General features: G+C 57.0%; 23 protein-coding genes. 5 read left to right on the top strand and 18 right to left on the bottom strand.

Features of this window, described 5'->3' with window-relative positions; all coding sequences use genetic code 11:
- Positions 1 to 2 precede the first annotated feature (2 nt).
- From Q3O59_RS08980 to yacG, 4 genes are read left to right on the top strand one after another with little or no spacing between them, the layout of a single operon-like run.
- Positions 3 to 878 carry a prepilin peptidase gene (locus Q3O59_RS08980; RefSeq protein WP_305945265.1) on the top strand — a complete coding sequence of 292 codons (876 nt, stop codon included), beginning with the start codon at positions 3 to 5 and terminating at the stop codon, positions 876 to 878.
- Positions 878 to 1,531, top strand: coding sequence for a dephospho-CoA kinase (gene coaE / locus Q3O59_RS08975; RefSeq protein ID WP_305945264.1), 654 nt, complete (start codon positions 878 to 880; stop codon positions 1,529 to 1,531). The genes Q3O59_RS08980 and coaE overlap by 1 nt, the downstream gene beginning before the upstream one ends.
- Positions 1,524 to 2,282: a cell division protein ZapD gene (gene zapD / locus Q3O59_RS08970; protein WP_305945263.1), complete on the top strand. Its 759-nt coding sequence runs from the start codon at positions 1,524 to 1,526 to the stop codon at positions 2,280 to 2,282. The genes coaE and zapD overlap by 8 nt, the downstream gene beginning before the upstream one ends.
- 34 nt (positions 2,283 to 2,316) lie before the next feature.
- On the top strand, positions 2,317 to 2,553 hold the full coding sequence (gene yacG / locus Q3O59_RS08965) for a DNA gyrase inhibitor YacG (protein WP_305945262.1): 237 nt from the start codon (positions 2,317 to 2,319) through the stop codon (positions 2,551 to 2,553).
- Here the strand turns inward: yacG and mutT are convergent.
- Together mutT and secA are read right to left on the bottom strand one after the other, a co-directional pair.
- On the bottom strand, positions 2,543 to 2,968 hold the full coding sequence (mutT, locus tag Q3O59_RS08960; protein WP_305945261.1) for an 8-oxo-dGTP diphosphatase MutT: 426 nt from the start codon (positions 2,966 to 2,968) through the stop codon (positions 2,543 to 2,545). The genes yacG and mutT overlap by 11 nt on opposite strands.
- The gene (gene secA / locus Q3O59_RS08955; RefSeq protein ID WP_305945260.1) at positions 2,968 to 5,679 is read right to left on the bottom strand and encodes a preprotein translocase subunit SecA; all 2,712 of its coding nucleotides are present in this window, start codon (positions 5,677 to 5,679) and stop codon (positions 2,968 to 2,970) included. The genes mutT and secA overlap by 1 nt, the downstream gene beginning before the upstream one ends.
- 238 nt (positions 5,680 to 5,917) lie before the next feature.
- Here secA and Q3O59_RS08950 point away from each other — a divergent pair, with 238 nt between their 5' ends.
- Positions 5,918 to 6,367 carry a DciA family protein gene (locus tag Q3O59_RS08950; RefSeq protein ID WP_305945259.1) on the top strand — a complete coding sequence of 150 codons (450 nt, stop codon included), beginning with the start codon at positions 5,918 to 5,920 and terminating at the stop codon, positions 6,365 to 6,367.
- A 42-nt stretch (positions 6,368 to 6,409) separates the two neighbouring features.
- Here Q3O59_RS08950 and lpxC read toward each other — a convergent pair whose 3' ends face one another.
- The 16 genes from lpxC to mraZ all read right to left on the bottom strand — a co-directional run bounded on the left by lpxC (position 6,410) and on the right by mraZ (position 24,082).
- Complete coding sequence (gene lpxC / locus Q3O59_RS08945) at positions 6,410 to 7,321, bottom strand: UDP-3-O-acyl-N-acetylglucosamine deacetylase (RefSeq protein WP_305945258.1); 912 nt, start codon at positions 7,319 to 7,321, stop codon at positions 6,410 to 6,412.
- Positions 7,322 to 7,462: 141 nt separating this feature from the next.
- A complete protein-coding gene (gene ftsZ, locus Q3O59_RS08940) occupies positions 7,463 to 8,623 on the bottom strand; it encodes a cell division protein FtsZ (RefSeq protein WP_305945257.1) in 1,161 nt (386 codons plus the stop codon).
- A 114-nt stretch (positions 8,624 to 8,737) separates the two neighbouring features.
- A complete protein-coding gene (ftsA, locus tag Q3O59_RS08935) occupies positions 8,738 to 9,973 on the bottom strand; it encodes a cell division protein FtsA (protein WP_228591202.1) in 1,236 nt (411 codons plus the stop codon).
- Positions 9,970 to 10,719 (bottom strand): cell division protein FtsQ/DivIB, encoded by a 750-nt coding sequence (locus tag Q3O59_RS08930; RefSeq protein ID WP_305945256.1) that lies wholly within the window; start codon positions 10,717 to 10,719, stop codon positions 9,970 to 9,972. Before Q3O59_RS08930 ends, ftsA begins: the two co-directional genes overlap by 4 nt.
- On the bottom strand, positions 10,716 to 11,636 hold the full coding sequence (locus Q3O59_RS08925; RefSeq protein WP_305945255.1) for a D-alanine--D-alanine ligase: 921 nt from the start codon (positions 11,634 to 11,636) through the stop codon (positions 10,716 to 10,718). Before Q3O59_RS08925 ends, Q3O59_RS08930 begins: the two co-directional genes overlap by 4 nt.
- A complete protein-coding gene (gene murC, locus Q3O59_RS08920) occupies positions 11,633 to 13,087 on the bottom strand; it encodes a UDP-N-acetylmuramate--L-alanine ligase (RefSeq protein WP_305945254.1) in 1,455 nt (484 codons plus the stop codon). The genes Q3O59_RS08925 and murC overlap by 4 nt, the downstream gene beginning before the upstream one ends.
- On the bottom strand, positions 13,084 to 14,181 hold the full coding sequence (murG, locus tag Q3O59_RS08915; protein WP_305945253.1) for an undecaprenyldiphospho-muramoylpentapeptide beta-N-acetylglucosaminyltransferase: 1,098 nt from the start codon (positions 14,179 to 14,181) through the stop codon (positions 13,084 to 13,086). The genes murC and murG overlap by 4 nt, the downstream gene beginning before the upstream one ends.
- A complete protein-coding gene (ftsW, locus tag Q3O59_RS08910) occupies positions 14,178 to 15,371 on the bottom strand; it encodes a cell division protein FtsW (protein WP_369812374.1) in 1,194 nt (397 codons plus the stop codon). Before ftsW ends, murG begins: the two co-directional genes overlap by 4 nt.
- Positions 15,368 to 16,708 (bottom strand): UDP-N-acetylmuramoyl-L-alanine--D-glutamate ligase, encoded by a 1,341-nt coding sequence (murD, locus tag Q3O59_RS08905; protein ID WP_305945252.1) that lies wholly within the window; start codon positions 16,706 to 16,708, stop codon positions 15,368 to 15,370. Before murD ends, ftsW begins: the two co-directional genes overlap by 4 nt.
- A gap of 6 nt (positions 16,709 to 16,714) precedes the next feature.
- Positions 16,715 to 17,797, bottom strand: coding sequence for a phospho-N-acetylmuramoyl-pentapeptide-transferase (gene mraY / locus Q3O59_RS08900; RefSeq protein WP_228591831.1), 1,083 nt, complete (start codon positions 17,795 to 17,797; stop codon positions 16,715 to 16,717).
- Entirely contained in the window at positions 17,791 to 19,164 is a 1,374-nt protein-coding gene (locus Q3O59_RS08895) for a UDP-N-acetylmuramoyl-tripeptide--D-alanyl-D-alanine ligase (RefSeq protein WP_305945251.1), read from the bottom strand. Before Q3O59_RS08895 ends, mraY begins: the two co-directional genes overlap by 7 nt.
- Positions 19,161 to 20,627, bottom strand: coding sequence for a UDP-N-acetylmuramoyl-L-alanyl-D-glutamate--2,6-diaminopimelate ligase (locus tag Q3O59_RS08890; protein ID WP_305945250.1), 1,467 nt, complete (start codon positions 20,625 to 20,627; stop codon positions 19,161 to 19,163). The genes Q3O59_RS08895 and Q3O59_RS08890 overlap by 4 nt, the downstream gene beginning before the upstream one ends.
- A complete protein-coding gene (locus tag Q3O59_RS08885; RefSeq protein ID WP_305945249.1) occupies positions 20,617 to 22,368 on the bottom strand; it encodes a penicillin-binding transpeptidase domain-containing protein in 1,752 nt (583 codons plus the stop codon). The genes Q3O59_RS08890 and Q3O59_RS08885 overlap by 11 nt, the downstream gene beginning before the upstream one ends.
- Positions 22,365 to 22,673: a cell division protein FtsL gene (ftsL, locus tag Q3O59_RS08880; protein WP_305945248.1), complete on the bottom strand. Its 309-nt coding sequence runs from the start codon at positions 22,671 to 22,673 to the stop codon at positions 22,365 to 22,367. Before ftsL ends, Q3O59_RS08885 begins: the two co-directional genes overlap by 4 nt.
- Positions 22,670 to 23,617, bottom strand: a complete 948-nt coding sequence (gene rsmH / locus Q3O59_RS08875) for a 16S rRNA (cytosine(1402)-N(4))-methyltransferase RsmH (protein WP_305945247.1) — start codon at positions 23,615 to 23,617, stop codon at positions 22,670 to 22,672. The genes ftsL and rsmH overlap by 4 nt, the downstream gene beginning before the upstream one ends.
- The gene (gene mraZ, locus Q3O59_RS08870) at positions 23,618 to 24,082 is read right to left on the bottom strand and encodes a division/cell wall cluster transcriptional repressor MraZ (RefSeq protein ID WP_305945246.1); all 465 of its coding nucleotides are present in this window, start codon (positions 24,080 to 24,082) and stop codon (positions 23,618 to 23,620) included. It abuts the gene before it with no gap.
- Between the last annotated feature and the right edge of the window lie 47 nt (positions 24,083 to 24,129).

Below are 24,129 nucleotides of genomic sequence, written 5' to 3'. Positions count from 1 at the left end.
TGATGAGCAACCTTATTTTAGTGCTGGAACAAGCGCCCTGGTTTTTTTACAGTCTGGTGCTGCTGCTGGGCCTTTTTGTTGGCAGCTTTTTAAATGTGGTGATTTACCGGCTGCCAAAAATGATGGAGCTAAGCTGGCAGCAGGATTATCAGGCCTATTTTCAACCCGACCAGGCAGCGGCTGCCCAGCCACGTTTTAACCTGGCGGTGCCCCGCTCGGCTTGCCCCAGTTGCCAAACCCCCATTGCTGCCTGGGACAACATCCCGGTGCTAAGCTGGCTTTGGCTGAAAGGCCGTTGCCGCCACTGTGGCACCAGCATCAGCGCCCGCTACCCCTTGGTCGAAACACTGACCGCTTTGCTGTCTGTGCTGCTGGCCTGGCGTTTTGGGCCAGGTTTAACCACCCTGGTTTATTTGCTGGTGCTTTGGGCCATCATTGCTTTGAGTTTTATTGATCTGGATACCATGTTGCTGCCGGATCAAATTACCCTGCCGCTGCTGTGGCTGGCTCTGCTGTTTAGCTTAACGCCGGCAGGGCCGAGCCCGGCCGATGCCATACTGGGTGCAGCTGCTGGCTATCTCAGCCTCTGGTCGGTGTACTGGGCCTTTAAACTGCTGACCGGCAAGGAAGGCATGGGCTATGGCGACTTTAAGCTGCTGGCCGTCTTTGGTGCTCTGCTGGGTTGGCAGCAGTTGCCGCTGATTATTTTGCTCTCATCCGCTGTGGGTGCCGTACTGGGCTCACTGTTGCTGCTGCTGCAAGGCAAAGGCAAAAGCACGCCCATTCCCTTCGGCCCCTACATTGCCATTGCCGGCCTGATTGCCATGCTGTGGGGCAATGCCCTGACGCAGTGGTACTTGGGTGTTCTGGCTCTGTGATGGCGAACACGGCCAGCACCATCCCAGCTTTGGTTGTGGGCCTGACCGGCGGTATTGGCTCAGGTAAAAGCACCGTGGCCGAAGCTTTTGCGGCCCTGGGCATTGAACAGGTTGATGCCGATGTCGTGGCCCGCCAGGTCGTTCAACCCGATAGTCCTGCCTGGCAACAGATTGTCGCCCACTTTGGCACCGGCATCTTGCAACCCGACCGCCAACTGGACCGCGCCGCGCTGCGGCAACGGGTCTTTAGCCAACCCGACGACAAAGCCTGGTTGAATCAGTTGCTGCACCCAATCATCCGCCAGCAAATGCAGCAGCAGCTGGCCAGAGCGCGCTCGCCTTATGTCTTGATGGTGGCGCCCTTGCTGCTGGAAAACCAACTGCAAAGCCGGGTTGACCGGCTGCTGGTGGTGGATGTTCCACAAAGGCTGCAACTGCAACGAACTTTACTGCGCGATGGCGGGTCTGAACAACAAGTAGCCGCCATTATGACAGCTCAAGTCAGCCGCGAAGAGCGCTTGGCGGCAGCCGACGACGTGATCGATAACAGTGCAGAGCCGGCGCAGATTGAAGCACAGGTCGCACAACTGCATCAGCGCTATCTGGCGCTGGCAGCAGACAAAGCCAAGGGTACCACCAAGCACCATGACTGATGTATTGTATGAACATCCTTTAAACGAAAAAGTTCGCACCTATTTGCGGCTTGAGCATTTACTGCGTCAGGTGCAGTACCACGCCCAGGCATCGGAAGCAGCCGACCAGAGTGCCCGGCAACAGGCTTTCTTTACCAGTTTTTTTGCCTTGCTGGATGTGCTGGAACGCAGTGATGTGCGACCAGACTTGCTGAAAGACATTGAGCGCTGTGAGCAGGCTTTGGTAACCTGGTCCAAGCACCCCTCGGTATCCAACGATGCCCTGCAGCAGATGCTGCAAAAAGCAGTGCGGCTGCAAAGTGAGCTGAACCGCAGTGGCAAACTGGGCAGCCCCTTCAAAGACGATGCCTTTTTAGCCCCCATTCGGCAGCGCTTTGCCATGCCAGGTGGGGCCTGTGCCTTTGATGTGCCGCAGCTGCATTATTGGTGTCACCAGCCGCAGGCAGAGCAGTCACTCAGTCAGCAGAAATGGCTCGATCAAATCGAGCTTAGCCGGCAAAGCATCGATTTTGTGCTGACCTTTGCCCGTGAGCGGGGTCAGTTTCAACAGCTGGAAGCCGTGAATGGTTTCTACCAGAATACCACCGATCAGTATGAGTTGTTGCGCTTGAAGTACGACAGTGCGCTTGGGGTTTACCCCACCGTCAGTGGCAACAAATACCGTTTTGCTATTCGCTTTATGCAATTAAGCGATGCCAATGGCCGGCTGGCCAGCGAGAAAACCATCCCATTCGCCCTAGCTTGCTGTTAAAATTGCGGTAGATTTTAGCAGCAGAGTCTTTCCAATGAAGCAGCCCACTGTCGATTGCCCGGTATGCCAAAGCAAGGTGGTCTTTAGTCCCGAGTCCCCTTTTCGTCCCTTTTGCAGCGAGCGCTGCAAGTTGATTGATTTGGGCGACTGGGCGGCGGAAAACCACCGGATCCCGGATAAATCACCGGTCAACCCCGAGCTTGGGGAGGCGTACTTAGCAGAGCTTGAAGCAGAGATGATGGAGCAGGACAACGCTTTCTTTAAAGACTAAGTTGCTGCAGCCGTTCGACAATGGCTTGATTGGCATCGGGGAAGGTCAGTTGATGCAAGGAATCAATGGCAAACCAGCGCACCGGCTGCCCCTCCTGTCCTGCCGGCTCGCCTGAAAACCCATCCACCAGCCAGATATCAAGCAGCACCGTCCGCTCCGGATAGGCATGCCGTACCTCCATCAGCGGACGGGCACTTTGCACCGCAATGGCCAATTCTTCGGCCAGTTCACGGTGCAGCGCCTGCTGGACACTTTCTCCAGCTTCCACCTTGCCACCCGGGAACTCCCACTTGTCGCCCTGATGCTGATGTTTGGCGCGCAAGCTCAGCAGCACTTGCTGCTGCCGTACAATCACGCCCACAGCCACATGCAGCACAGGGGCACCAGGCCCCTGATTGACCACAGCAGCTGTCATTAGCTCAGCTTGCCGTGGCACTGCTTGTATTTTTTGCCCGAGCCACAAGGGCAAGGATCGTTGCGGCCGACTTTGACACCATCGCGCACCACCGGGCCTTGCGGCTGAGCAGGCGCACTGCCACCCACCTGCTCGGCTTCATCGTGCTGGTACTGATGCGGCACCGAGTCGGCCTTGCGACGTTGTTCTTCCACCGCATCGACATCTTCGGCTGCCCGTACCTGCACCCGGCACAACACGCTGACCACATCCAGCTTCAGGTTATCCAGCATCTGGGAGAACAGCTCGAACGACTCGCGCTTGTACTCTTGCTTCGGGTTCTTCTGGGCATAGCCACGCAAATTAATGGCCTGACGCAAATGGTCCATGGCAGCCAGATGCTCTTTCCAGTGCGTATCCAGGCTCTGCAGCATGATGGCTTTTTCGAACTGGCGCAGCACCTGTGGCCCCACCTGCTGCTCTTTGGCTTGATAGGCCGTTTCTACCTCTTGTTGAATGCGCTCACGCAGCTTTTCTTCGTACAGCTTGTTGTCATCGGCCAGCCACTGCGCAATGGGCAGCTCCAGCGAGAAGTCGGCTTTTAACCGCTGCTCCAGCCCTGGAATATCCCACAACTCATCCAGCGACTGCGGCGGAATGTACTGGCTGATGACTGAGTCCATCACATCGCTGCGGATCACCTGGATGGTTTCCGCAATGTCCTCGCTGTCCATCAGCTCGTTGCGCTGCTCGTAAACCACTTTACGCTGATCATTGGCGACATCGTCAAATTCGAGCAGTTGCTTACGAATATCGAAGTTGCGGGCTTCCACTTTGCGCTGGGCATTTTCAATGGCGCGGCTGACCCAGGGGTGTTCGATGGCCTCGCCTTCTTCCATCCCCAGTTTGCGCATCATGCCGGCCATCCGATCCGAGGCGAAAATGCGCATCAGTGGATCTTCCAGCGACAGGTAAAAGCGCGATGAGCCCGGATCGCCCTGACGGCCGGAACGACCACGCAGCTGGTTGTCGATGCGGCGTGACTCATGACGTTCGGTTGCAATGATGTGCAAACCACCGGCTTCAATCACCGCATCGTGACGCTGTTGCCACTCGGCGGTCAGTTTGGCAAGCTGCTCTTCGGTTGGGTTCTCCAGCGCAGCAATTTCGGCCTGCAGGTTGCCGCCCAACACAATATCGGTACCCCGACCCGCCATGTTGGTGGCAATGGTCACGGTGCCCGGCTGACCGGCCTGTGCAATGATTTGCGCTTCGTTGGCGTGGAACTTGGCATTCAGAACCTGGTGCTTGATTTTGCCTTTGTTCAGTAGACCGGAAAGGTACTCGGAGCTTTCGATGGAGGCGGTACCCACCAAAACCGGACGACCGGCATCACGGCTTTGTTTGATGTCTTCAATGATCGCCTGGTATTTATCGGTCGCAGTCAGATACACCAAATCAGGCAAATCCTGACGCACCATCGGCTTGTTGGTGGGGATGACGATGGTTTCCAGACCATAAATTTGCTGGAACTCAAAGGCCTCGGTATCGGCAGTACCGGTCATGCCGGCCAGCTTGTCGTACAAACGGAAATAATTCTGGAAGGTAATGGACGCCAGCGTCTGGTTTTCATTCTGGATCTTCACGCCTTCTTTGGCTTCCACCGCTTGGTGCAAACCTTCCGACCAGCGTCGGCCTTCCATGGTACGACCGGTGTGTTCGTCAACAATGACAATCTCACCGTTTTTCACCACGTAATCGACATCTTTTTTGAACAGGTTGTGCGCCCGCAGCGCCGCATACACATGGTGCAATAAAGTAATGTTGGCGGCGGAGAACAGGTGGTCATCCGGTTGGATCAGGCCATGCTCTTTCAGCATTTCTTCGACCCGGATTTGACCCAACTCAGTCAGATAGACCTGACGGGCTTTTTCGTCGATGGTGAAGTGGCCATCGCCTTCGACCCCTTCCTCGTCTTCTTTTTCCTGCTTCTCCAGCTTAGGCACCAGCAAGTTGATCTGCTTGTACAGCTCGGAACTGTCTTCGGCCGGGCCAGAAATGATCAACGGCGTCCGGGCTTCGTCGATCAAAATGGAGTCGACTTCATCAATAATGGCAAAAGCCAGCTTGCGCTGGACCCGCTCTTTGGCCGAGAAGGCCATGTTGTCCCGCAGGTAATCAAAGCCAAATTCGTTGTTGGTACCGTAGGTGATGTCGGCCTGATAGGCCTGCTGCTTTTCCTGTGGGTGCATGCCAGGCACATTGACGCCGACCGTCAGTCCCAGAAACTCAAACAAAGGAGCATTGGTTGCTGCATCGCGTCGTGCCAGGTAGTCATTGACGGTAATGACATGAACAGCGTCGCCGCTTAAAGCATTGAGGTAGGCCGGCAAGGTCGCGGTCAGGGTTTTCCCTTCACCGGTACGCATCTCGGCAATCCGGCCCTGATGCAACACCATGCCCCCGATCAGCTGCACATCAAAGTGGCGCATTTTAAAGACCCGCTTGCTGGCCTCACGCACAGTGGCAAAGGCTGCAACCAGCACATCATCCAGACTGGCACCATCTGCCACCAATTGCTTCAATTCAGCAGTTTTGGCTTTGAGATCAGCATCGGATAAGGCTTCAAACTGAGCTTCCAGCGCATTGATGTCGTCGACTTTTTTTTGCAGTTTTTTCAGGAAACGGTCATTGCGACTGCCGATCAATTTGGTGAATAATTTTCCAAACATGTTGTGGTTACCATTCAATTCGATTTTATTTTTTCATCCGCGGCTGACATTACCCATCTATGCCGCAGATGTCTATAGCCGATTCAACAGCCTTGGGCCTAAGCGTGAACGGGCCAGCATGAAGCATGGTTGAGGATATGGAGTCAGCCTGCGCTCGTTTCAACCGTTGGCAGCAAAAAGCCATGCATGCCGGACCATTCATGCTAGACTAAGACAAGCTCGTTTTAACGATACTCTGATGGCCCGTTACTCACAAAAACCCGCCCAACTCAACCAGCTGATGGCTGAATTGCCGTTGTTGCAGCGCCAGCAGAACTTCACTCAGCTGCAGCAATTAAACCAGCTGCTGCATCAGCTGCTGGGACAACAACAGCATGGCTGCCAGGTAGCACGCATCCATCAAGGCCGGGCCGTAATCCTGTGCCAGTCAGCCGCCTGGGCAACCCGGGTCAAAATGCAGCGCGACGCCATTTTAGACAATTTCCGCCAAAAAATCTTGCCTGATTTAGCCGGGCTCGATATCGACATCACCCCCAAAGCCAGTATCCGACCGCCGCAACCAGCTGCCAAACACGAGGTGGCCGCCAACAGCCAGCAAGCCAGTCAACGCTTGCAGCAACTGGCCGACGCCTGCTCTGGCCCACTGAAAGACAAAATCGAAGGCTTAATTCAGCGTCGCCAGCGCTAAAAAAAACCAGCCGAAGCTGGTTTTTTAAAAGTTGCAGCGCTGTTACGCCAGTTGGGGTGCCAAAAAGGAAATTGGCATCTTGGCGTCGTCTTCAAAGGTGACGAACTCCCAGCTGCTTTGATCGGCCAGCATGGCACACAACAATTTGTTGTTCAGCGCATGACCGGTTTTGTAGGCTTTAAATTCACCCAGAATGCTGTAGCCGGCCATGTACAAATCGCCGATAGCATCCAACACCTTGTGCTTGATGAATTCATCGTCGTAACGCAAGCCATCCTGATTCAGCACCCGGTATTCATCCAGCACCACGGCGTTGTCAAAGCTGCCGCCCAGCGCCAGATTGTTGGCACGCAGGTACTCAATATCCTGCATAAAACCAAAGGTCCGGGCCCGGCTGATGTCTTTGATAAAACTGGCAGCAGAGAAGTCCATTTTCAGACGCTGCTGGGTACCGGCGATTACCGGATGATCAAAGTCGATGGCCACATCCAGTTTAAAACCGTTGTGTGGCTTAAACTCGGCCCATTTATCACCGTCTTCTACCCGCACTGCGCGCTTAATGCGAATAAACTTCTTCGCTTGTTTTTGCTCGCTGACACCGGCTTCCAACAGCAGATAAATAAAAGGGTTGGCGCTGCCATCCATAATCGGTACTTCGGCCGCATCCACTTCCACAATCAGGTTGTCAATGCCAAGACCGGCAATGGCCGCCATCAAGTGCTCGGTGGTGGACAGACGAACGCCTTCGTCATTGATCAGACAAGTACAGAGCACAGTATCCCCAACCATTTCAGGGTTGAGTTTAAAGTCGACAATCGGATCCAGGTCAACCCGCCGGAAAATAATCCCGGTGTGATCAGGCGCAGGCCGGAGAGTGAGCGTGACCTTTTCACCCTTGTGCAGGCCAACCCCAACCGACTGGACGGTTTGTGCGATAGTACGTTGTCTGATCATAGTCGTTTCCAGTTCAAAATTTGAACAACTTACGCGGCCGCGCAGCATAGCATATGTTAACAATTATGCCAAGCTTAACTGAACCTGCGATGAACTCAAATCGCAGAATCCTAATAGCACGCCGCAAATGAATCGCTTTTTTTAATCAGCCTGCTTGCGCAAAAAAGCTGGAATATCAAAGATATCCTGCGCAGGCTTCTGCTCCGTGCGCTGCTCAGCCTGAACTTTTGGCTGTGCCACCGCCTCGGTTTGCATTTGCTGGGCGGTATTGCCACCGGCAGTCCGGTACACAGGCGCAGCCACTTCGGCACGCGGATTGGCTACCAGGCTGATATCTGGCCGACGTGCAGCGCCGATACCGGTCGCGACCACAGTCACCCGCAGCTCTTCGGACATTTCCGGGTCGATCACCGCGCCCACCACCACAGTGGCATTTTCAGACGCAAAGGCCTTAACCGCATTACCGACGGTTTCGAACTCTTCAATGCTGATATCCAGGCCAGCCGTAATGTTGACCAGGATGCCTTTGGCACCTGACAAATCGATGTCTTCCAGCAAGGGGCTGGAAATGGCTTGCTCGGCGGCTTCTTCAGCCCGGTCTGAGCCTGACGCAGTGCCGGTGCCCATCATGGCGGTGCCCATCTCAGACATCACGGTACGGACGTCGGCAAAGTCGACGTTGATAAGACCCGGACGGGTAATCAGCTCGGCAATGCCCTGCACCGCCCCCAACAGCACGTTGTTGGCCGCTTTAAAAGCATCCAGCAAACTGGTGCCTTTGCCCAGCACTTTTAACAGCTTGTCGTTTGGAATGGTGATCAGGGAGTCGACGTGCTTGCTCAGCTCCAGAATGCCGTCATCGGCAAAGGCGGTGCGTTTTTTGCCTTCAAAAGGAAACGGCTTGGTCACCACGGCGACGGTTAGAATCCCCAATTCGCGGGCAACTTCGGCCACCACAGGCGCAGCGCCAGTCCCGGTACCCCCGCCCATGCCGGCGGCGATAAACACCATATCGGCACCTTGAATGGTCTTTTTGATGGTTTCGCGGTCTTCTTCTGCCGAGCGCCGACCGATATCCGGGTTGGCCCCTGCACCCAGCCCCTTGGTGACCGCAGCCCCCAGTTGCAGTGTGACATTGGCCGAGGAATTACGCAGCGCCTGGGCATCGGTATTGGCGGCAATAAACTCCACCCCTTCGATGTTGCTGGCGACCATGTACTCGACGGCGTTGCCGCCGCCACCACCAACACCAATCACTTTGATGACAGCTTCTTCGCTGTGGCTATCCATTAATTCAAACATTGCTCTCTCTCCGTTTTTTGCTTTTTCGTTCAGTCGTTGTGTTGAGTTCAGCCAACGACCGGCGGATCCATAGTGGGCTTTGTGACAACAACCCGCTGGCAGCCGAAGCTGCCGTTAAAACTCACCTTTAAACCAGCTGGCCAGCTTTTTCACCAGGCCACTGACGGTATCTTTCGGGCTGGCTGCAGCTTTGCTTTGCTGCTGATTTTCCAGCCCGTACAACAACAGGCCGACCACGCTGGCGTAAGCCGGGTCCTGCACGTAATCTTTTAAGCCGGTGACCTGCATCGGGTGCCCCAACCGAACCGGCATTTGGAACACATCTTCGGCAAACTCGACCGCACCTTCAATCTTGGCGGCGCCACCGGTCAGCACTACGCCTGCGGCAATTTGCTCTTCCAGGCCACTGCTGCGAATTTCTTCCAGCACCAGCTCGAACAACTCCTGGTAGCGCGGTTCAATCACTTCGGCCAGGGTATGGCGCGACATACTGCGCGCCGGGCGTCCGCCGACACTGGGTACTTCAATGCTTTCTTCTTTGCCGACCATGCTGCGCAGCGCACAACCGTACTGCACTTTGATGTCTTCGGCATGGCTGATGGGGGTGCGGAAGATTTTGGCAATATCGCTGGTGACCTGATTGCCGGCGACCGGCACCACGGCGGTATGGCGCACAGCGCCATTGGTGTAGACCGAAATATCAATGGTGCCACCGCCCATATCCACCACACAGACTCCCAGCTCTTTTTCATCTTCAGTCAGCACCGCGTAGCTCGACGCCAGGGCCGAGAAGATCAGCTGATCGACTTTCAGCCCACAACGCTCGGCACACTTTTCAATGTTTTTCGCCATGTCGTTGGCGCAGGTAATAATGTGAGCGCGGGCTTCCATCCGCACGCCCGACATGCCGACCGGGCTCTTGATGCCTTCTTGCATGTCGACCGAAAACTCCTGCGGCAGCACGTGCAGCATCCGCCGCTCGGCAGAAATCGGCACCGATTTGGCGGCATGGATCACGCTGGCGACGTCGTCGGCTGTCACTTCGGTATCGCCTATCGGCACCATACCGCTTTCGTTCTGGCAGCGAATGTGTTTGCCGCTGATCCCCAGGTAGACCGAGGAGACCTGACAATCTGCCATCAGCTCAGCTTCGTTGATGGCACGCTGCACCGACTGCATCACCAGATTCAAATCGTTGACACCGCCTCTGTCCATACCGCGGGTGGTGTGAGTGCCAACCCCAACAATGCTGAGCTTTTGATCCGGCGTCACTTCGCCCACCACGGCTTTGCATTGTGCCGTGCCGATATCCAGTGCCACTATCATTTCCCGATCCAACGACTTCGTCATGCTTTACTCTTCTGTTCTAATGGGCTGAAACGTACAGCAACCCCGGTGTCGTACCGCAAATCCACCTCGGCGATGGTCGCATCGCTGTGCTGCTGCAACACCGGGTACAATTCTAAAAAGCGCTGCACCCGTGGCACCGTCTGCTGCCGTCCAAGCCGCAGCCGGATGTCATTGCTCAGCTCGATTTGCCAGGCGAAGCGTTCGCTTAGCTCCAATCGTTCGGCGCTGAGCTGATGCAAATTCAGCAACTGCTCAATGTGACGGAACATAGCAAGGGCATCCTGCTCGCTGCCGGTGGGGCCTGTCAGCTCCGGGAGTTCGGCCATCAACTGGTCCAGCGGTGCGCTAAACAGCTCGCCCTGCCGGTTGAGTAATTGATTGTCATTCCAAATGGCCACCGGTTGCTGCTCTGTCACTACCACCACCAGGGTGTCCGGCCATTGTTTGCGCACGGCGACCTGATACACCCACGGCTGCTGCAGCAGGAACTGCTGCACCTCTGCTACATCCACCCGAAAAATATTGCCAACATACTGCTGGTGCAGCCGTTGCTGCAGCCTGTTTGGCTCAATATGCTGAAAATCCCCAAACAAACGAACCTGGGCGATGGGGGTGGTTTGTTGCCGCTCAACGTAGAGCTTCAACTGCCAGCCGCCCCAGGCCAGCGCCAGCAACGACAGCACAAAAAACACCAGCCCGGCAAGCCAGGTACGGTGGTTTTGTGTTGGGCTGGACCGCTGTGTCATGCGTTTGCCTGCTCCGTTTGCGCCAGTACCTCAAGTACCAGCTGTTGAAAACTCAGTCCGGCCGCTTTAGCAGCCATCGGCACCAGGGATTTTTCTGTCATGCCCGGCACGGTATTGACCTCCAGCACATAAGGATTTCCCTGCTGATCCAACATAAAATCGACCCGGCCCCAGCCACTGGCACCGACCGCATCAAAGGCTTGCCAGGCCAGCTGCTGCACTTGCTCGGTTAAGGCTGCATCAATGGGTGCCGGACACAAGTATTGGGTGGTCGAGGCCTGGTACTTGGCGTTGTAATCGTAAAAGCTGTGCGGGGTGCGCATCTCAATCACCGGCAACACCTGCTCACCCAACACGGCCACCGTCAGCTCCCGCCCCTGGATCCAGCGCTCAACCAGCACATTGCTGTCGTAGCGCAGTGCTTCGGTCACCGCCGCTTGCAAGCTGGCGTCGCTGTCAGCGACACTCATGCCAATGCTCGAGCCTTCACAGGAAGGCTTCACCATGACTTTGCCGCCAAGCTCAGCCAACAAGGCTGGGGTGGCCTGGCTGGCAGTGTGCAGCACCCGAAAATCTGCGGTGGCAATGCCCTGCGCCCGGAACAACCATTTGCAGCGCACTTTGTCCATCGCCAGTGCCGAGCCTAAAACCTTGCTGCCGGTGTAAGGCAAGCCAAGCAACTGCAAAGCGCCCTGCATGCTGCCATCTTCACCACCTCGGCCATGCAGCACAATAAAGACCCGATCCGGTTTCTCTGCGGCCAGCTCCGCTAAGGGCTGGGTTTTGGGGTCGAAGCCATAAGCATCAACGCCGCTTTGCAGCAGTGCCTGCAGCACCGCCTGCCCGGAGCGCAGCGAAACTTCGCGCTCGGCAGAGCTCCCACCAAACAGAACCGCGACCCGACCAAAACGGCTCATAGTGTCTCCTCCGCCTGCTTTAATCGCTCGCAATCCAGTTTTTTGGCGGCCAAATCCCGCGCCAATGCGCCAATGTTACCGGCGCCCTGAGTTAACAGCACATCGCCATCTTGCAGCACATCGGCCAGCACCGGCCCCAACTGCTGCGGCGGGGCAACATAAATCGGGTCCACCTGACCACGGGCCCGGATGGACCGGCAAAGGCTTTTGCTGTCCGCACCCGGAATGGGCTGCTCCCCGGCGGCATAGACATCCAGCAACAGCAGCTGATCAACCCCGGACAGCACCTGGGTAAAATCTTCGTACAGATCGCGGGTACGGCTGTACCGGTGCGGCTGATAAGCCATCACCAACCGGCGATCGGGCCAGGCGTTGCGGGCCGCGGCAATAGTGGCCGCCACTTCGGTCGGATGATGGCCGTAATCATCAATCATCAGCACCCGGCCCTGACCGGTCTCAAATTCACCGTACTGCTGAAAACGCCGGCCAATGCCTTCAAAATTGTGCAGTGCCGTTAAAATGGCTTGCTCGTCGATGCCTTCATCCTGCGCCAGCGCAAAGGCGGCGGTGGCATTGAGCACATTGTGACGGCCCGGCAAGTTCAGCTCGATGTGCCAGCTTTGCTGTTGGGGGTCTGTCACCACAAACTGACTGCGGGCACCTTGTTGCTGAAACTGGCTGATGCGGTAATCAGCATCGTCGCTAAAGCCATAGGTCAAAATCGGACGGCCGATGGCCGGTATCAGCTCGCGGATGACGTCATCATCCAAACAGGCCACCACCACGCCGTAAAACGGCTGATTGTGGCAAAATTCGACGTAGGTGGCTTTAAGCTTCTCGAAGTCGCCGCCATAGGTGTCCATGTGATCCGGCTCAATGTTGGTGATCACCGCCGCCATCGGTTGCAAATGCAAAAAAGAGGCATCGCTCTCATCGGCCTCGGCAATCAGGTAGGGGCCTGTGCCAAGCCGGGCATTGCTGCCAGCGGAATTCAACAAACCACCAATCACAAAGGTCGGATCGGTACCGGCCTCGGCAAAAATTGACGCCAGTAAGCTGGTGGTGGTGGTTTTGCCATGGGTGCCGGCAATGGCAATGCCATGGCGAAAACGCATCAGCTCGGCCAGCATTTCGGCCCGGCGGATCACCGGAATTCGCTGGCTTAATGCCGCGACCACTTCCGGGTTGTCTTTGGCGATGGCGCTGGACACCACCACGACACTGACACCCTGAATGTGATCGGCATCGTGGCCAAAACGAACATCGGCGCCCAGTGAAATCAACCGCTCGACCACAGTACTGGGCGCAATGTCGGAGCCACTGACGCTGTAGCCTTCATTGAGCAAGACTTCGGCAATACCGCCCATGCCAGCCCCACCGATGCCGACAAAATGAATTCGGCCAATGCGACGCATGGCCTGACTGTGCTTTGGTAATACTGCTTTATTCATACCCGAGCTCCCAGTTGTTGCGCACACAGATCCGCCAAGTGGCTGGCTGCATGGTCGGTTGCACACTGACGGGCCTTGGCCGCCAGTTGCGCTAAGCTGTTTTTATCGGCCAGTAAAGGTTGCAGCAAGGCAACCAAACCACCGTCCTCCAGTTGCTGCTGAGGCAACAGCAAGGCAGCATCTTGCTGTACCAGCCAGTTGGCATTGGCCGTCTGATGGTCATCAATGGCATGTGGCAAGGGCACAAAAATAGCAGCAATGCCGACAGCGGCCACTTCACTGACCGTCAGGGCGCCTGCCCGGCAAATCACCACATCGGCCCAGCGATAGGCCTCAGCCATATCCTCGATAAAGGCCACAGCATCACCAGCGAACTGACTGCTCTGAAGCTGTTGATACTGCTGCTGCACCTCGGCCTGCATAGCAGGACCAGTTTGATGCCGTACCTGCACCGCCCAACTCTGGCTTAAGGTGGCCAACTGAGCGGGCAGTTGCTGATTCAATACTTTGGCGCCCAGACTGCCGCCCACCACCAGCACCCGTAGCTCCGGATGCGCTGCCAAGGCCTGGTCCGCTTTCACCCCGACCAAAGCCCGGCGGACCGGATTGCCAACCAACCGCTGCTTGCGGTGTCCGGCAAAGGCTTGCGGAAAAGCGACCAACACCTGGCGTGCCAGCCGGGCCAGCCAGCGGTTGGTGGTGCCTGCCACCGCATTTTGTTCATGAATCAGCAATGGGGTGCGCGCCAACCAGGCCGCCAGACCACCCGGACCACTGGCATAACCGCCAAAGCCCACCACCAAATCAGGCTGCAACTGACGCAGCAGTCGCCCGGCTTGCCAGAGCGCGCTAAACAACATCCAGGGTGCCGTCAGCAATGAACCAATGCCTTTGCCACGAAGTCCCCGCACCCGAATGCTGTGAAAAGGCCAGCCCAGTTCCGGCACCAGTGTTGCTTCCATTCGATCGGCCGTCCCCAGCCAGTGGATCTGCCAACCGCGACCGGCCAGCTCTTCGGCCAGTGCCTGCGCCGGGAAAATATGACCACCAGTACCGCCGGCCATCAACAACACAGTGGGCGCTGTTGCAGTCATGTGCTGCGCCCTCCACGGTTGATGGCATGCTTGCCTTCCATCCGAACTTCAAAATCAATCCGCAGCACTAAAGCTGCTGCCATCAACATAATAATCAAACTGCTGCCACCCGAGCTGACAAAGGGCAAGGTCAGGCCTTTGGTTGGCAACACGCCACTGGCCACGCCAATATTGACGGCAGTCTGAAAGCCAAACCAAATGGCCATGGCCAGTGCCAGAAAGCCATGAAAATGCATCTGCTTCAGCATGGCCTGACGACCAATCCAGAGCAATCTGGCCACCAGCAAAAACAGCAATGCCAGCACAGCAAAAACACCGATGAAGCCGGTTTCTTCGGCGATGATGGCAAAAATAAAGTCGTTGTGCGCTTCTGGCAGGTACTCCAGCTTCTGAATGCTGTTGCCCAGCCCCTGACCACTGAAACCACCGCGGCCAAAGGCCATCAACGACTGGGTTAACTGGTAGCCACTGCCAAAAGGATCGGCCCAGGGGTCCAGAAAAGCGGTGACCCGGCGCCAGCGGTACTCGCTGTAGACAATCAAAAACAGCACCGCACTCACGCCCGTCAGCGACAGCACGATAAACTGCCACAATTTGGCGCCCGCCAAAAACAGCAACACCAGAGCGGTGGCGAACATCACAATCACCGTGCCCATATCGGGCTGCAACAACAGCAACACCGACAGCACCAGCAACACCAGCATCGGCTTGGCAAAGCCTTTGATATTTTCCCGCACCTCTTCGTGACGCCGCACCAGATAGCTGGCCAGATAAACAAAGAAGAATAACTTGGCCGGCTCGGCCGGCTGGATGCTGATGGGCCCCAAAGCCAACCAGCGGGTGGCACCATTGACAGTACGGCCAAAAATAAGCACCGCCAGCAAACCGGCAACTGCCAATGCCAGCAACAGCAGATTGCCCTGGTGCCAGCGCTGCACCGGTACATTCAGCACCAGCACCGCCAAAGTGCCGCCCAGGCCCAGATAAATCAAATGGCGGATGGTAAAGTGCAGTGGGTTGCCGAACAAGCGCTCAGCCACCGGCACCGAGGCGCTGTTAACCATCACCACCCCAATCGCCAGCAAGGACAACAGCAGCAGCAACAGGAAACTGTCGTAATCACGAGGCTCGTCGGGACGAGCCAGCAATTGCTGTAACCTGGGCATCCAGGGCAGTGCCTGCAGATTCATCGGCCTACCTCCCTGGCTATTTTGGCGAACAACTCACCCCGTTGCTGGTAGTTGCTGAACATGTCCAGACTGGCGCAGGCTGGCGACAACAGCACCAGATCGCCAGGTCTGGCTAGAGCCGCCGCCTGATGCACCGCAGCGGCTAAGTTCGCCACCTGATAGCTGCCGGCTTTCAGAGCCGCAATGGCCGGCCCATCCTGACCAAAGGTAATCAGCTGGTCGACCTGCTGCTGCAGTGCCTCGGTCAACTCCGCCATCTGCTGGCCTTTGCCATCGCCACCGGCCAGCAAAATTAACTGACCCGGCACCATGGCTCGTACCCCATCCAGCGCCGCTAAGGTGGCACCGATGTTGGTGGCTTTGGAATCATTGACCCAGCGGATGCCATTGTGCTGATGCACCAACTGACAGCGGTGCGCCAGACCTTCAAACTGACTGAGAACATGCCGAATGCTGGCAAAATCAGCACCCGCCGTCAGGCTCAGCGCCGCAGCGGCCAGCGCATTGTATTGATTGTGCCGCCCAAGCAGGGACAACTGGCTGACCGGCATCAGCTCACTGCCGGCCAACATCAGATAATCCTGACCCGCCCGCTCAGCAATGCCATAGCCATCGGCCTCTTCCGGGGCATCCAGCCCCAGACTGTGGGCGGCATCGACCCGCTGCTGCGGCTGGGTGTTCTGGTCGGCTCGGTTGTAAAAAGCAAACCGGCAATGCCGGTAAATGCTTTGCTTGGACTGGCAATAGGCCTGCATCGACGGGTAGCGATCCAGATGATCGGCGGAAACATTCAGCACCGTGCTGGCGAGAGTTTGCAAGCTGTGGGTGCTATCGAGCTGAAAACTGGACAACTCCAGCACAAAGACCTCGGCATCCGTTTGCTGCAAGGCGTCGAGCACCGGCAAACCAATGTTGCCGGCCGCCAGCGCCTTGATGCCACTGTACTGCAAAATGGCTTCAACCATTTTGGTGACGGTGGACTTGCCATTGGAGCCGGTAATGGCCAGCACCGGCTTTTGATTGCAACGGGCAAATAGTTCGACATCACCGATGACTTCAACCCCCTGCGCCATCGCAAAGCGAATGGCCGGGTGGCGCAAGTCCAATCCGGGACTCACCAGCAGCACGTCCATCTGTGCCAGACGATTGGCATCAAACTCGCCCAGGTAGACACCATCGGTTTTATCCAATGGCAAGCTGTCGAGTCCTGTCAGCTTGCGCCGACTGTCCATCAACACCGGTCGGATGCCATGCTGCAGCAAAAAACGCACCGTGGCCTGACCCGACAGGCCAAGCCCCAAGACTGCGATGCGTTTCTGTTGCCAAGTCGTCAGCATGCGTTGTTACCTAAGCTTCAGGGTGGCGAGACCCACCAGCACAAAAATTACCGATAAAATCCAAAACCGCACAATCACCCGCGGCTCTGGCCAGCCCTTTAATTCGTAATGATGATGAATGGGTGCCATCCGGAAAATCCGCTGCCCCCGCAACTTAAAGGACCCCACCTGCAAAATCACCGACAGAGTTTCCATCACGAAGACCCCACCCATAATGAACAGAATCAACTCCTGCCGCACCAAAATGGCAATCACCCCCAACACCGCTCCCAGCGCCAGCGAGCCGACATCGCCCATAAACACCTGCGCCGGATAGGTATTGAACCAGAGAAAACCCATTCCGGCCCCTATCAGGGCCGAGCAGAGCACCACCAGCTCACTGGTATGGGGCAAATGCGGAATATTGAGGTACTCGGAAAACACCACATTGCCGCTGGCGTAGGCAATGACCGCAAATGCTGCCGCCACCATAATCACCGGCACGATGGCCAGACCATCCAGACCATCGGTCAAATTGACGGCGTTGCTGGTGCCAACAATGACAAAATAACTGAGCAGCAAAAACATCAGCCCCAGTTGCGGCATTACGTCCTTGAAAAAGGGGACCAGCAAGGCCGTTTCAGCGGGCTGTTCGGCGGTCATGTACAAAAACAAGGCGGTGATAATGGCAAATACCGACTGCCAGAAGTACTTCCAGCGGGCAATCAAGCCTTGCGGATCTTTACGGATCACTTTGCGGTAATCGTCGATAAAGCCAATGGTGCCGAAACTGACCAGCACAAAGAGCACCACCCAGACATACTTGTTGGCCAGGTTGGCCCACAGCAGGGTACTGACCAGCACCGAGCCTAAGATCAACAACCCACCCATGGTGGGCGTGCCTTGCTTGGAGAAATGGCTTTCAGGCCCATCGTTGCGCACCATTTGGCCAATTTGCATGCGCTGCAACCGGGCAATCAGCTTGGGCCCGAGATAGACGCTTAACAGCAAAGCGGTCAGGATCCCTAAAATGGAACGAAACGTCAGATAACTAAAGACGTTAAAAAAAGAAATGTACTGTGTGAGGTACTCGGCGAGCCACACTAGCATGGGGTTTTCTCCTGCTGACTACGTTCTAGCAAGTCCTGCACCACCAGCTCCATATTGGCACTGCGCGATCCCTTTACCAGGACAGTGGTGGCTTGCTGGGCTAACAAAGGCATCAGCCGCTCCACCAGGTTCTGGCGGGCGCTGAAATGATGTCCCTGACCGTTAAAACAGTCACTGGCGCTCTGTGATAGCACGCCCAGCGTGAACAACAGATTAACCCCTTGCTCCTTTGCGTATTTTCCCACCTGTTCGTGGTACAAACGGGCATCACTACCCAGTTCGGCCATATCCCCCAGCACCAGAATGCGTTGCCCGGGGTAGCTGACCAGCAAGTCGATGGCCGCTTTTACCGCCCCCACGCTGGCGTTGTAGCTGTCATCAATGATGCGCAAGTCCGGCCGCACCTCGATCACCTGGGTACGGCCTTGCACCGCACTCATTTGCGCCAGTCCCAGTTGCACATCCTGCAAGCTGGCTCCCAGCGCCATGGCACCGGCAGCAGCAGCCAGCGCATTGGCCACGTGGTGCATGCCCGGCAACGTCAACTGCATAAAGCGGCGCCCTGCCGGGCACACCAGCTCAAAACCAGCATTGCCATGGCTGTCCAGCTGCACATTGACCGCCTGGTAATCGGCTTCTGCCGACAGACTAAAGGTGATCACCTGCTGCTGGGTCAGACGGCTTTGCCAGTAGGAGGTAAACTCGCTGTCAGCCGGGATAATGGCCACCTGACCGGGTTTCAGTGCTGAAAAGATCTCGCCTTTGGCCCGGGCCACGCCCTGCAAATCGCCAAAGCCTTCCAGGTGAGCCTCTGCCACATTGGTGATGATGGCCACATCGGGCTGCACCAGCCCACTGGTGTAGGCAATTTCGCCCTGATGGTTGGCACCCAGTTCAAAGACGCCGTACTGATGCCCGGCTTCAAGGCGCAGCAGTGTCAAAGGCACACCGATGGCATTGTTGAAGTTACCGGCCGTGGCCAATACCTTGCCGCGGCGTGACAAAATGGCCGCCATCATTTCTTTGACCGTGGTTTTACCGGCACTGCCGGTCACGGCAACCGAAGGAAGATTCAGTTGTTGTTTGACCCAGGCCCCCAACTGCCCCAGCGCCATGGTGGTATCGGGCACCACCACCTGTGGCAGTTCAACGGATTGCGGACTGTGAACCAGAGCGGCAACGGCGCCTTTGCTGGCAACATCGGCGACAAAGGCCTGGCCATCAAAGCTCGCCCCTTTCAGGGCGACAAAGAGATCGCCCGGCTCAATACGCCGGCTGTCGGTGCTGACCGAAGTCACCGCAACCTGGTCCCCGAGCAAAACTCCGCCGGTAATGGCGGCTAATTGCGTTGTATCCAGCGCGATCATAAGCGCATCTCCCGCTGCAATTGGCGAATGTAAGCCCGCTCGTCGTAATCACGGAAGCTTGCGCCAATCTGTTGGTAGGTTTCGTGGCCTTTGCCAGCCACTAAAATCAAGTCTCCCGGCTGCGCTTCTGCAAGCGCCAGCTTAATGGCCAGCTCGCGGTCAGGTTCAATTTGGTAACAGGCGGCATCGGTCATGCCAGCGGCGATTTGCTGGCAAATTTGCAGCATCGGCTCATGCCGAGGGTTGTCGGAGGTAATCACCACCCGGTCGGCATAACGCTGTGCGATCTGCCCCATAATGGGCCTTTTGCCCTGGTCGCGGTCGCCACCACAGCCGAACACGCACCACAGATGCCCCTGACAGTGCGAGCGCAGCGCGGTTAACGCCAGCTCCAGGGCATCCGGGGTATGGGCATAGTCCACCACCAGCAGCAATGGATGCGGAAAATGAAATTGTTCCATCCGGCCGGCAATGGCCTCGAGCCGGTCAGCCGCCGCCACCAAAGCATCCAGATCCGCGCCTTGCAGCCAGAGTGCCGCCATGGCCGCCACCGCATTGTCGATGTTAAAAGCGCCCATCAGGGGCAGCTTCAGCGTCCAGTTGCCGTCGGCACTTTGCAGCTGGCAACGAAAGCCAGTGGCCGTGGTTTCAACCTGGCTGTACCCCAGATATCGCTCGTGACCCTGGCAATCGTCCAGAGCGCCAACGGCACAGTAAGGCACCGACAGCTTGGCAGCCAGCTCAGCGCCATAGGCATCGGAGACGTTGACCACCGCCTGACGGCAGTAATCGGGCGTCAGCAAGCGGGCTTTGGCTGCGCCATAAGCCGCCATGGTGCCATGGTAGTCCAGATGATCGCGGCTTAAGTTGCTAAAAACAGCCACATCAAACTTCAAACCGGCGACCCGCCCCTGCGCCATGGCATGGGACGACACTTCCATCGCCACCAAACGGGTGTCCTGCTGTTTAAAATGGGCGAAAATTTTTTGCAGCTCCACCTGATGCGGCGTGGTGTTGGGCAAAGGCGTCAGCTTGCCGGGCCGGCCATAGCCCAGAGTGCCAATCAGCGCCGCCGATTGCTGCAGCTGCTGCGCCAGCTGCTGAATGAAGCAGGCTGTACTGGATTTGCCATTGGTGCCGGTGACGCCAATCAACTGCATGCCTTGTGCCGGCTGGCGGTAGAACTGGCTGGCCAGCGCTTGCATCTGATTGACTAAATCCGGCACCAACAGCACCCGGTCGTCGCTGCAGTTCTCGGGGAGCGCATCGGTCAGCACCAAAGCCGCGCCGCGCTCTAACGCATCGGCAATAAAGATCTGACCGTGCTGCTGATGGCCCGGCAGCGCCAGAAAGACATCGCCCGGCCCGACCTGGCGGCTGTCAATTTGCAGCTGCTGCAAAGGGGTGCTATCCAGATGAGCTGCGATGGCTCCCAACCAGTTGGCGGCGGTATTAGCTGGCATCCCGACCTCCCTGGCGCTGTGAGATTCGTACCCGCTCGGCATCCGGGGCTATGTTTTTCAGCCGCAACACGGCGCTCATGATGTTGGCGAAGACCGGGGCCGCAATTTCTCCGCCGTGGTAATAATCACTGGCGGGTTCATTTAACACCACCACGGTGGCAAAGCGCGGGTTGGAAATCGGCGCAACACCGGCAAAAGAGGCAACATAATCATCGCCATAGCCACCGGCCACGGCTTTACGGGTGGTGCCGGTTTTGCCACCGACCCGGTAGCCATCGACCCGGCCACGGGTGGCAGTACCACCCGGCTCGATCACCGCTTCCATCATCGCCAGCATCGCCTTTGCATACTCCGGCGACAGCACCCGCTCACCGGGCAAGCCCTGCTCAGATTTTAAAATGGTCAGTGGCCGTAAGATGCCGCCATTGCCAATAGCAGCGTACACCCGAGCCAGCTGCACGGCCGTCACCGACAGGTTATAACCAAAAGACAAGCTGGCCAGCTCGTGTTCGGACCAGCGATTGCGGTGACTGAGCATGCCCGAACTTTCCCCGCTCAGGTTCAGGCCAGTGTCGCTGCCCAGTCCCATCGAAAAGTACAGATCCAATAAATGTTGATGCGGCATCGACAACGCCAGCTTGGTCACTCCGATGTTGCTGGAGCGCGCCATAATGCCGGTTAAATCCAGCTCACCATGCCGGGTGCTGACATCCCGCACCCAGCTGCCACCAACCCGCAGCATGCCAGGGCGGGTATCAATGACGGTGGATAAATCGGCACTGCCAAACTCCAGCGCCGCTAAAATCGGCAACGGCTTGATGGTCGAGCCAGGCTCAAACATATCGGTCACCGCCCGGTTGCGAAAATGATGCACCGGGGTATTGCGTCTGTTGTTGGGATTAAAAGATGGACTATTGGCCATTGCCAGCACTTCGCCGGTGTCCACATCGACAATCACCACCGAGCCGGATGTGGCGCCATAGGTCAGCACCGCTTGCTTCAGCTCGCGGTAGGCAATGCTTTGAATGCGCTGGTCGATGCTTAATTGCAGATTGCGCGGTGGCTGAGCATCTTCGCGCTCCAGCACTTCAATATCGCGGCCTTTGGCATCGCGCCGGACCAGGGTGCGGCCGGCGGTGCCGGTCAGCAGGGTGTTGTAACGACGCTCAATGCCTTCGACCCCAACATCGTCAATGTCGGTAAAGCCGATCAGGTGCGCGGTAATTTCCCCGGCCGGATAAAAACGCCGGGATTCCTGGCGGAAATAAATACCGGGCACATTTAAGCGCCGGACATAATCGACCGCCGCCGGGCTGACCTGACGCTGCAAATAGACAAAGCGGCGCCGCTCGTCAGTACCGATGCGTTGGTTCAGCTGCTCTGTGCTCATGTTCAGGCCTTCGGCCAACGCCTGCCAACGACGCTCGTCCTGTTGGGAACCACGCTCCAGCACTACCTTGGGATCGGCCCAGACTGCTTGCACCGGCACACTGACCGCCAGCTCTTCACCATGACGATCGGTGATCATGCCGCGCAGCACGGTATTGGAGGTCACCCGCAAGCTGCGCAGATCCCCCTGGGTCACCAGCATCTCGGGCTCCAGCACTTGCAGATAGGCGGCTCTGGCAACCAGCACCACAAACACCATGGCCAAAGCCAGCATCACAAAAATAAAACGCCAGCCCACGATGCCCGGGGCCTGGTTGCGTTTGGCGTGCTGTCGGGTTTGGGCTCTGGTCATGGCAAGGTCACCACCACTTCACGTTCGCCGCTTGGCCGACGCATATTCAGCCTGGAGCTGGCAATGTCTTCAACCCGGCTGTGTTCGGACAAGGCCCGTTGCTCCAGCAGCAGGTTGCGCCATTCAACATCCAGCGTATCCCGCTGCTGGTACAGTTGGTTGTGCGCATTGACCAGCAAGCGGTTGCTGTGCGACAGCTGCACCACCGCCAAAGCCGAAAGCACGCAGAGGCACAGCAGCAGTATCGGCCAGCGCAGTCGGCGCCAGTCGGCTAAAATAACCTGGGTCAGGCGAATTTGACTCATGTGCCCTCCCCGGTTTTTTCTGCAATCCGTAACACCGCACTGCGGGCACGCGGATTGCTGGCCAATTCGTCATCCGACGCCATAATGGCTTTGCCAATCAGTTTCAGTGGCAAGTGCTGCTTAAGCTGGTCGTCGGTCAGCGGCAAGCCGCGTGGAATGGGGGCTGCCTTGCTGTGCTGACGCATAAACTGCTTCACCAGCCGGTCTTCCAGTGAATGAAAGCTGATCACCACCAAACGACCACCGGGTTTCAGCACACGCAAAGCCGCATCCAATGCCTGCTTCACCTGTTCCAGCTCGCTGTTGATGTAAATACGAATGCCCTGAAAGCTGCGGGTGGCCGGGTGTTTTTTCTCTTTCGGGCTTTTTGGCACCACGCTGGCTATCAGCTCGGCCAGCTGACCGGTGCGGGTAATGGCAGCTTCCTCCCGGGCCCGGACGATGGCGTTGGCAATTTTCCAGGCAAACTTTTCTTCGCCATAGGCTTTAAGCACAAAGCTGATGTCCTCAACATCCGCCTGCGCCAGCCACTCGGCTGCCGACTGGCCACTCTCGGGGTCCATGCGCATGTCGAGCGGGCCATCGCGTAAAAAACTAAAGCCTCGTTCGGCGTCATCCAATTGTGGGGAGGAGACACCTAAATCCAGCAGAATCCCGTCCAGCTGGCCGTGAATGTGCTGTTGCTGGCAGATCAGTTCCAGCGCCGCAAAAGGGCTGCGGCTAATGTGAAAACGGGGATCAGCTTGCAGTGGGGCTGCAGCTGCAATGGCGGCGGGATCGCGATCGATCGCAAATAAACGGCCCTCGGATGCGAGCCTGGCAAGAATTTGGCGACTGTGTCCGCCCCGACCAAAAGTCCCGTCCAGGTAGATCCCGGCCGGTTTTATGGCGAGTCCGTCGATGGCTTCCTGCAGCAACACGGACAGATGAGGGCTGGCAGTCATTTACAGTGCAAAGTCCTGTAATCGTTCAGAGAGTTCAGTATCTGCGGGCATGTCACGCTCTAAAGCCATGTCTTCTTCGACACGCTCCAGCCAGCGGTTTTCATCCCAGATTTCAAATTTATTCAGTTGGCCTACCAGGCGGATGTTTTTTTCGAGCCCGGCATGGCTGCGCAAGGGCGCAGGCAGCAAAATACGGCCGGCTTTGTCCATGTCGCATTCGGAGGCATGCCCCAGCAGCAAACGCTTTAACCGCAATTCCTGCGCATTAAAGCTGGACAAACGCTTCAATTTTTCTTCAATGTCTTCCCACTCCGCCAGTGGGTACAGCATCAGGCAGGGGTCTTTGTGATCGATGGTGCAAATCAGCTGGCCGGAACACTCAGACAGCAAAAAGTCACGGTAGCGCGCAGGCAGCGCGATCCGGCCTTTGGTGTCCATTGTTAGTGTAAACGAGCCACGAAGCATAGTTGTGTCCTGAGATCCGCGATCTGATCCATCGCGATCCACAATTA

This window comes from Alkalimonas delamerensis, assembly GCF_030717955.1.
In the GTDB taxonomy this organism is placed as follows: domain Bacteria; phylum Pseudomonadota; class Gammaproteobacteria; order Enterobacterales; family Alteromonadaceae; genus Alkalimonas; species Alkalimonas delamerensis.
The sequence above is the reverse complement of the archived record's forward strand: the minus strand, read 5'-3'. Positions and strand labels throughout refer to the sequence as shown.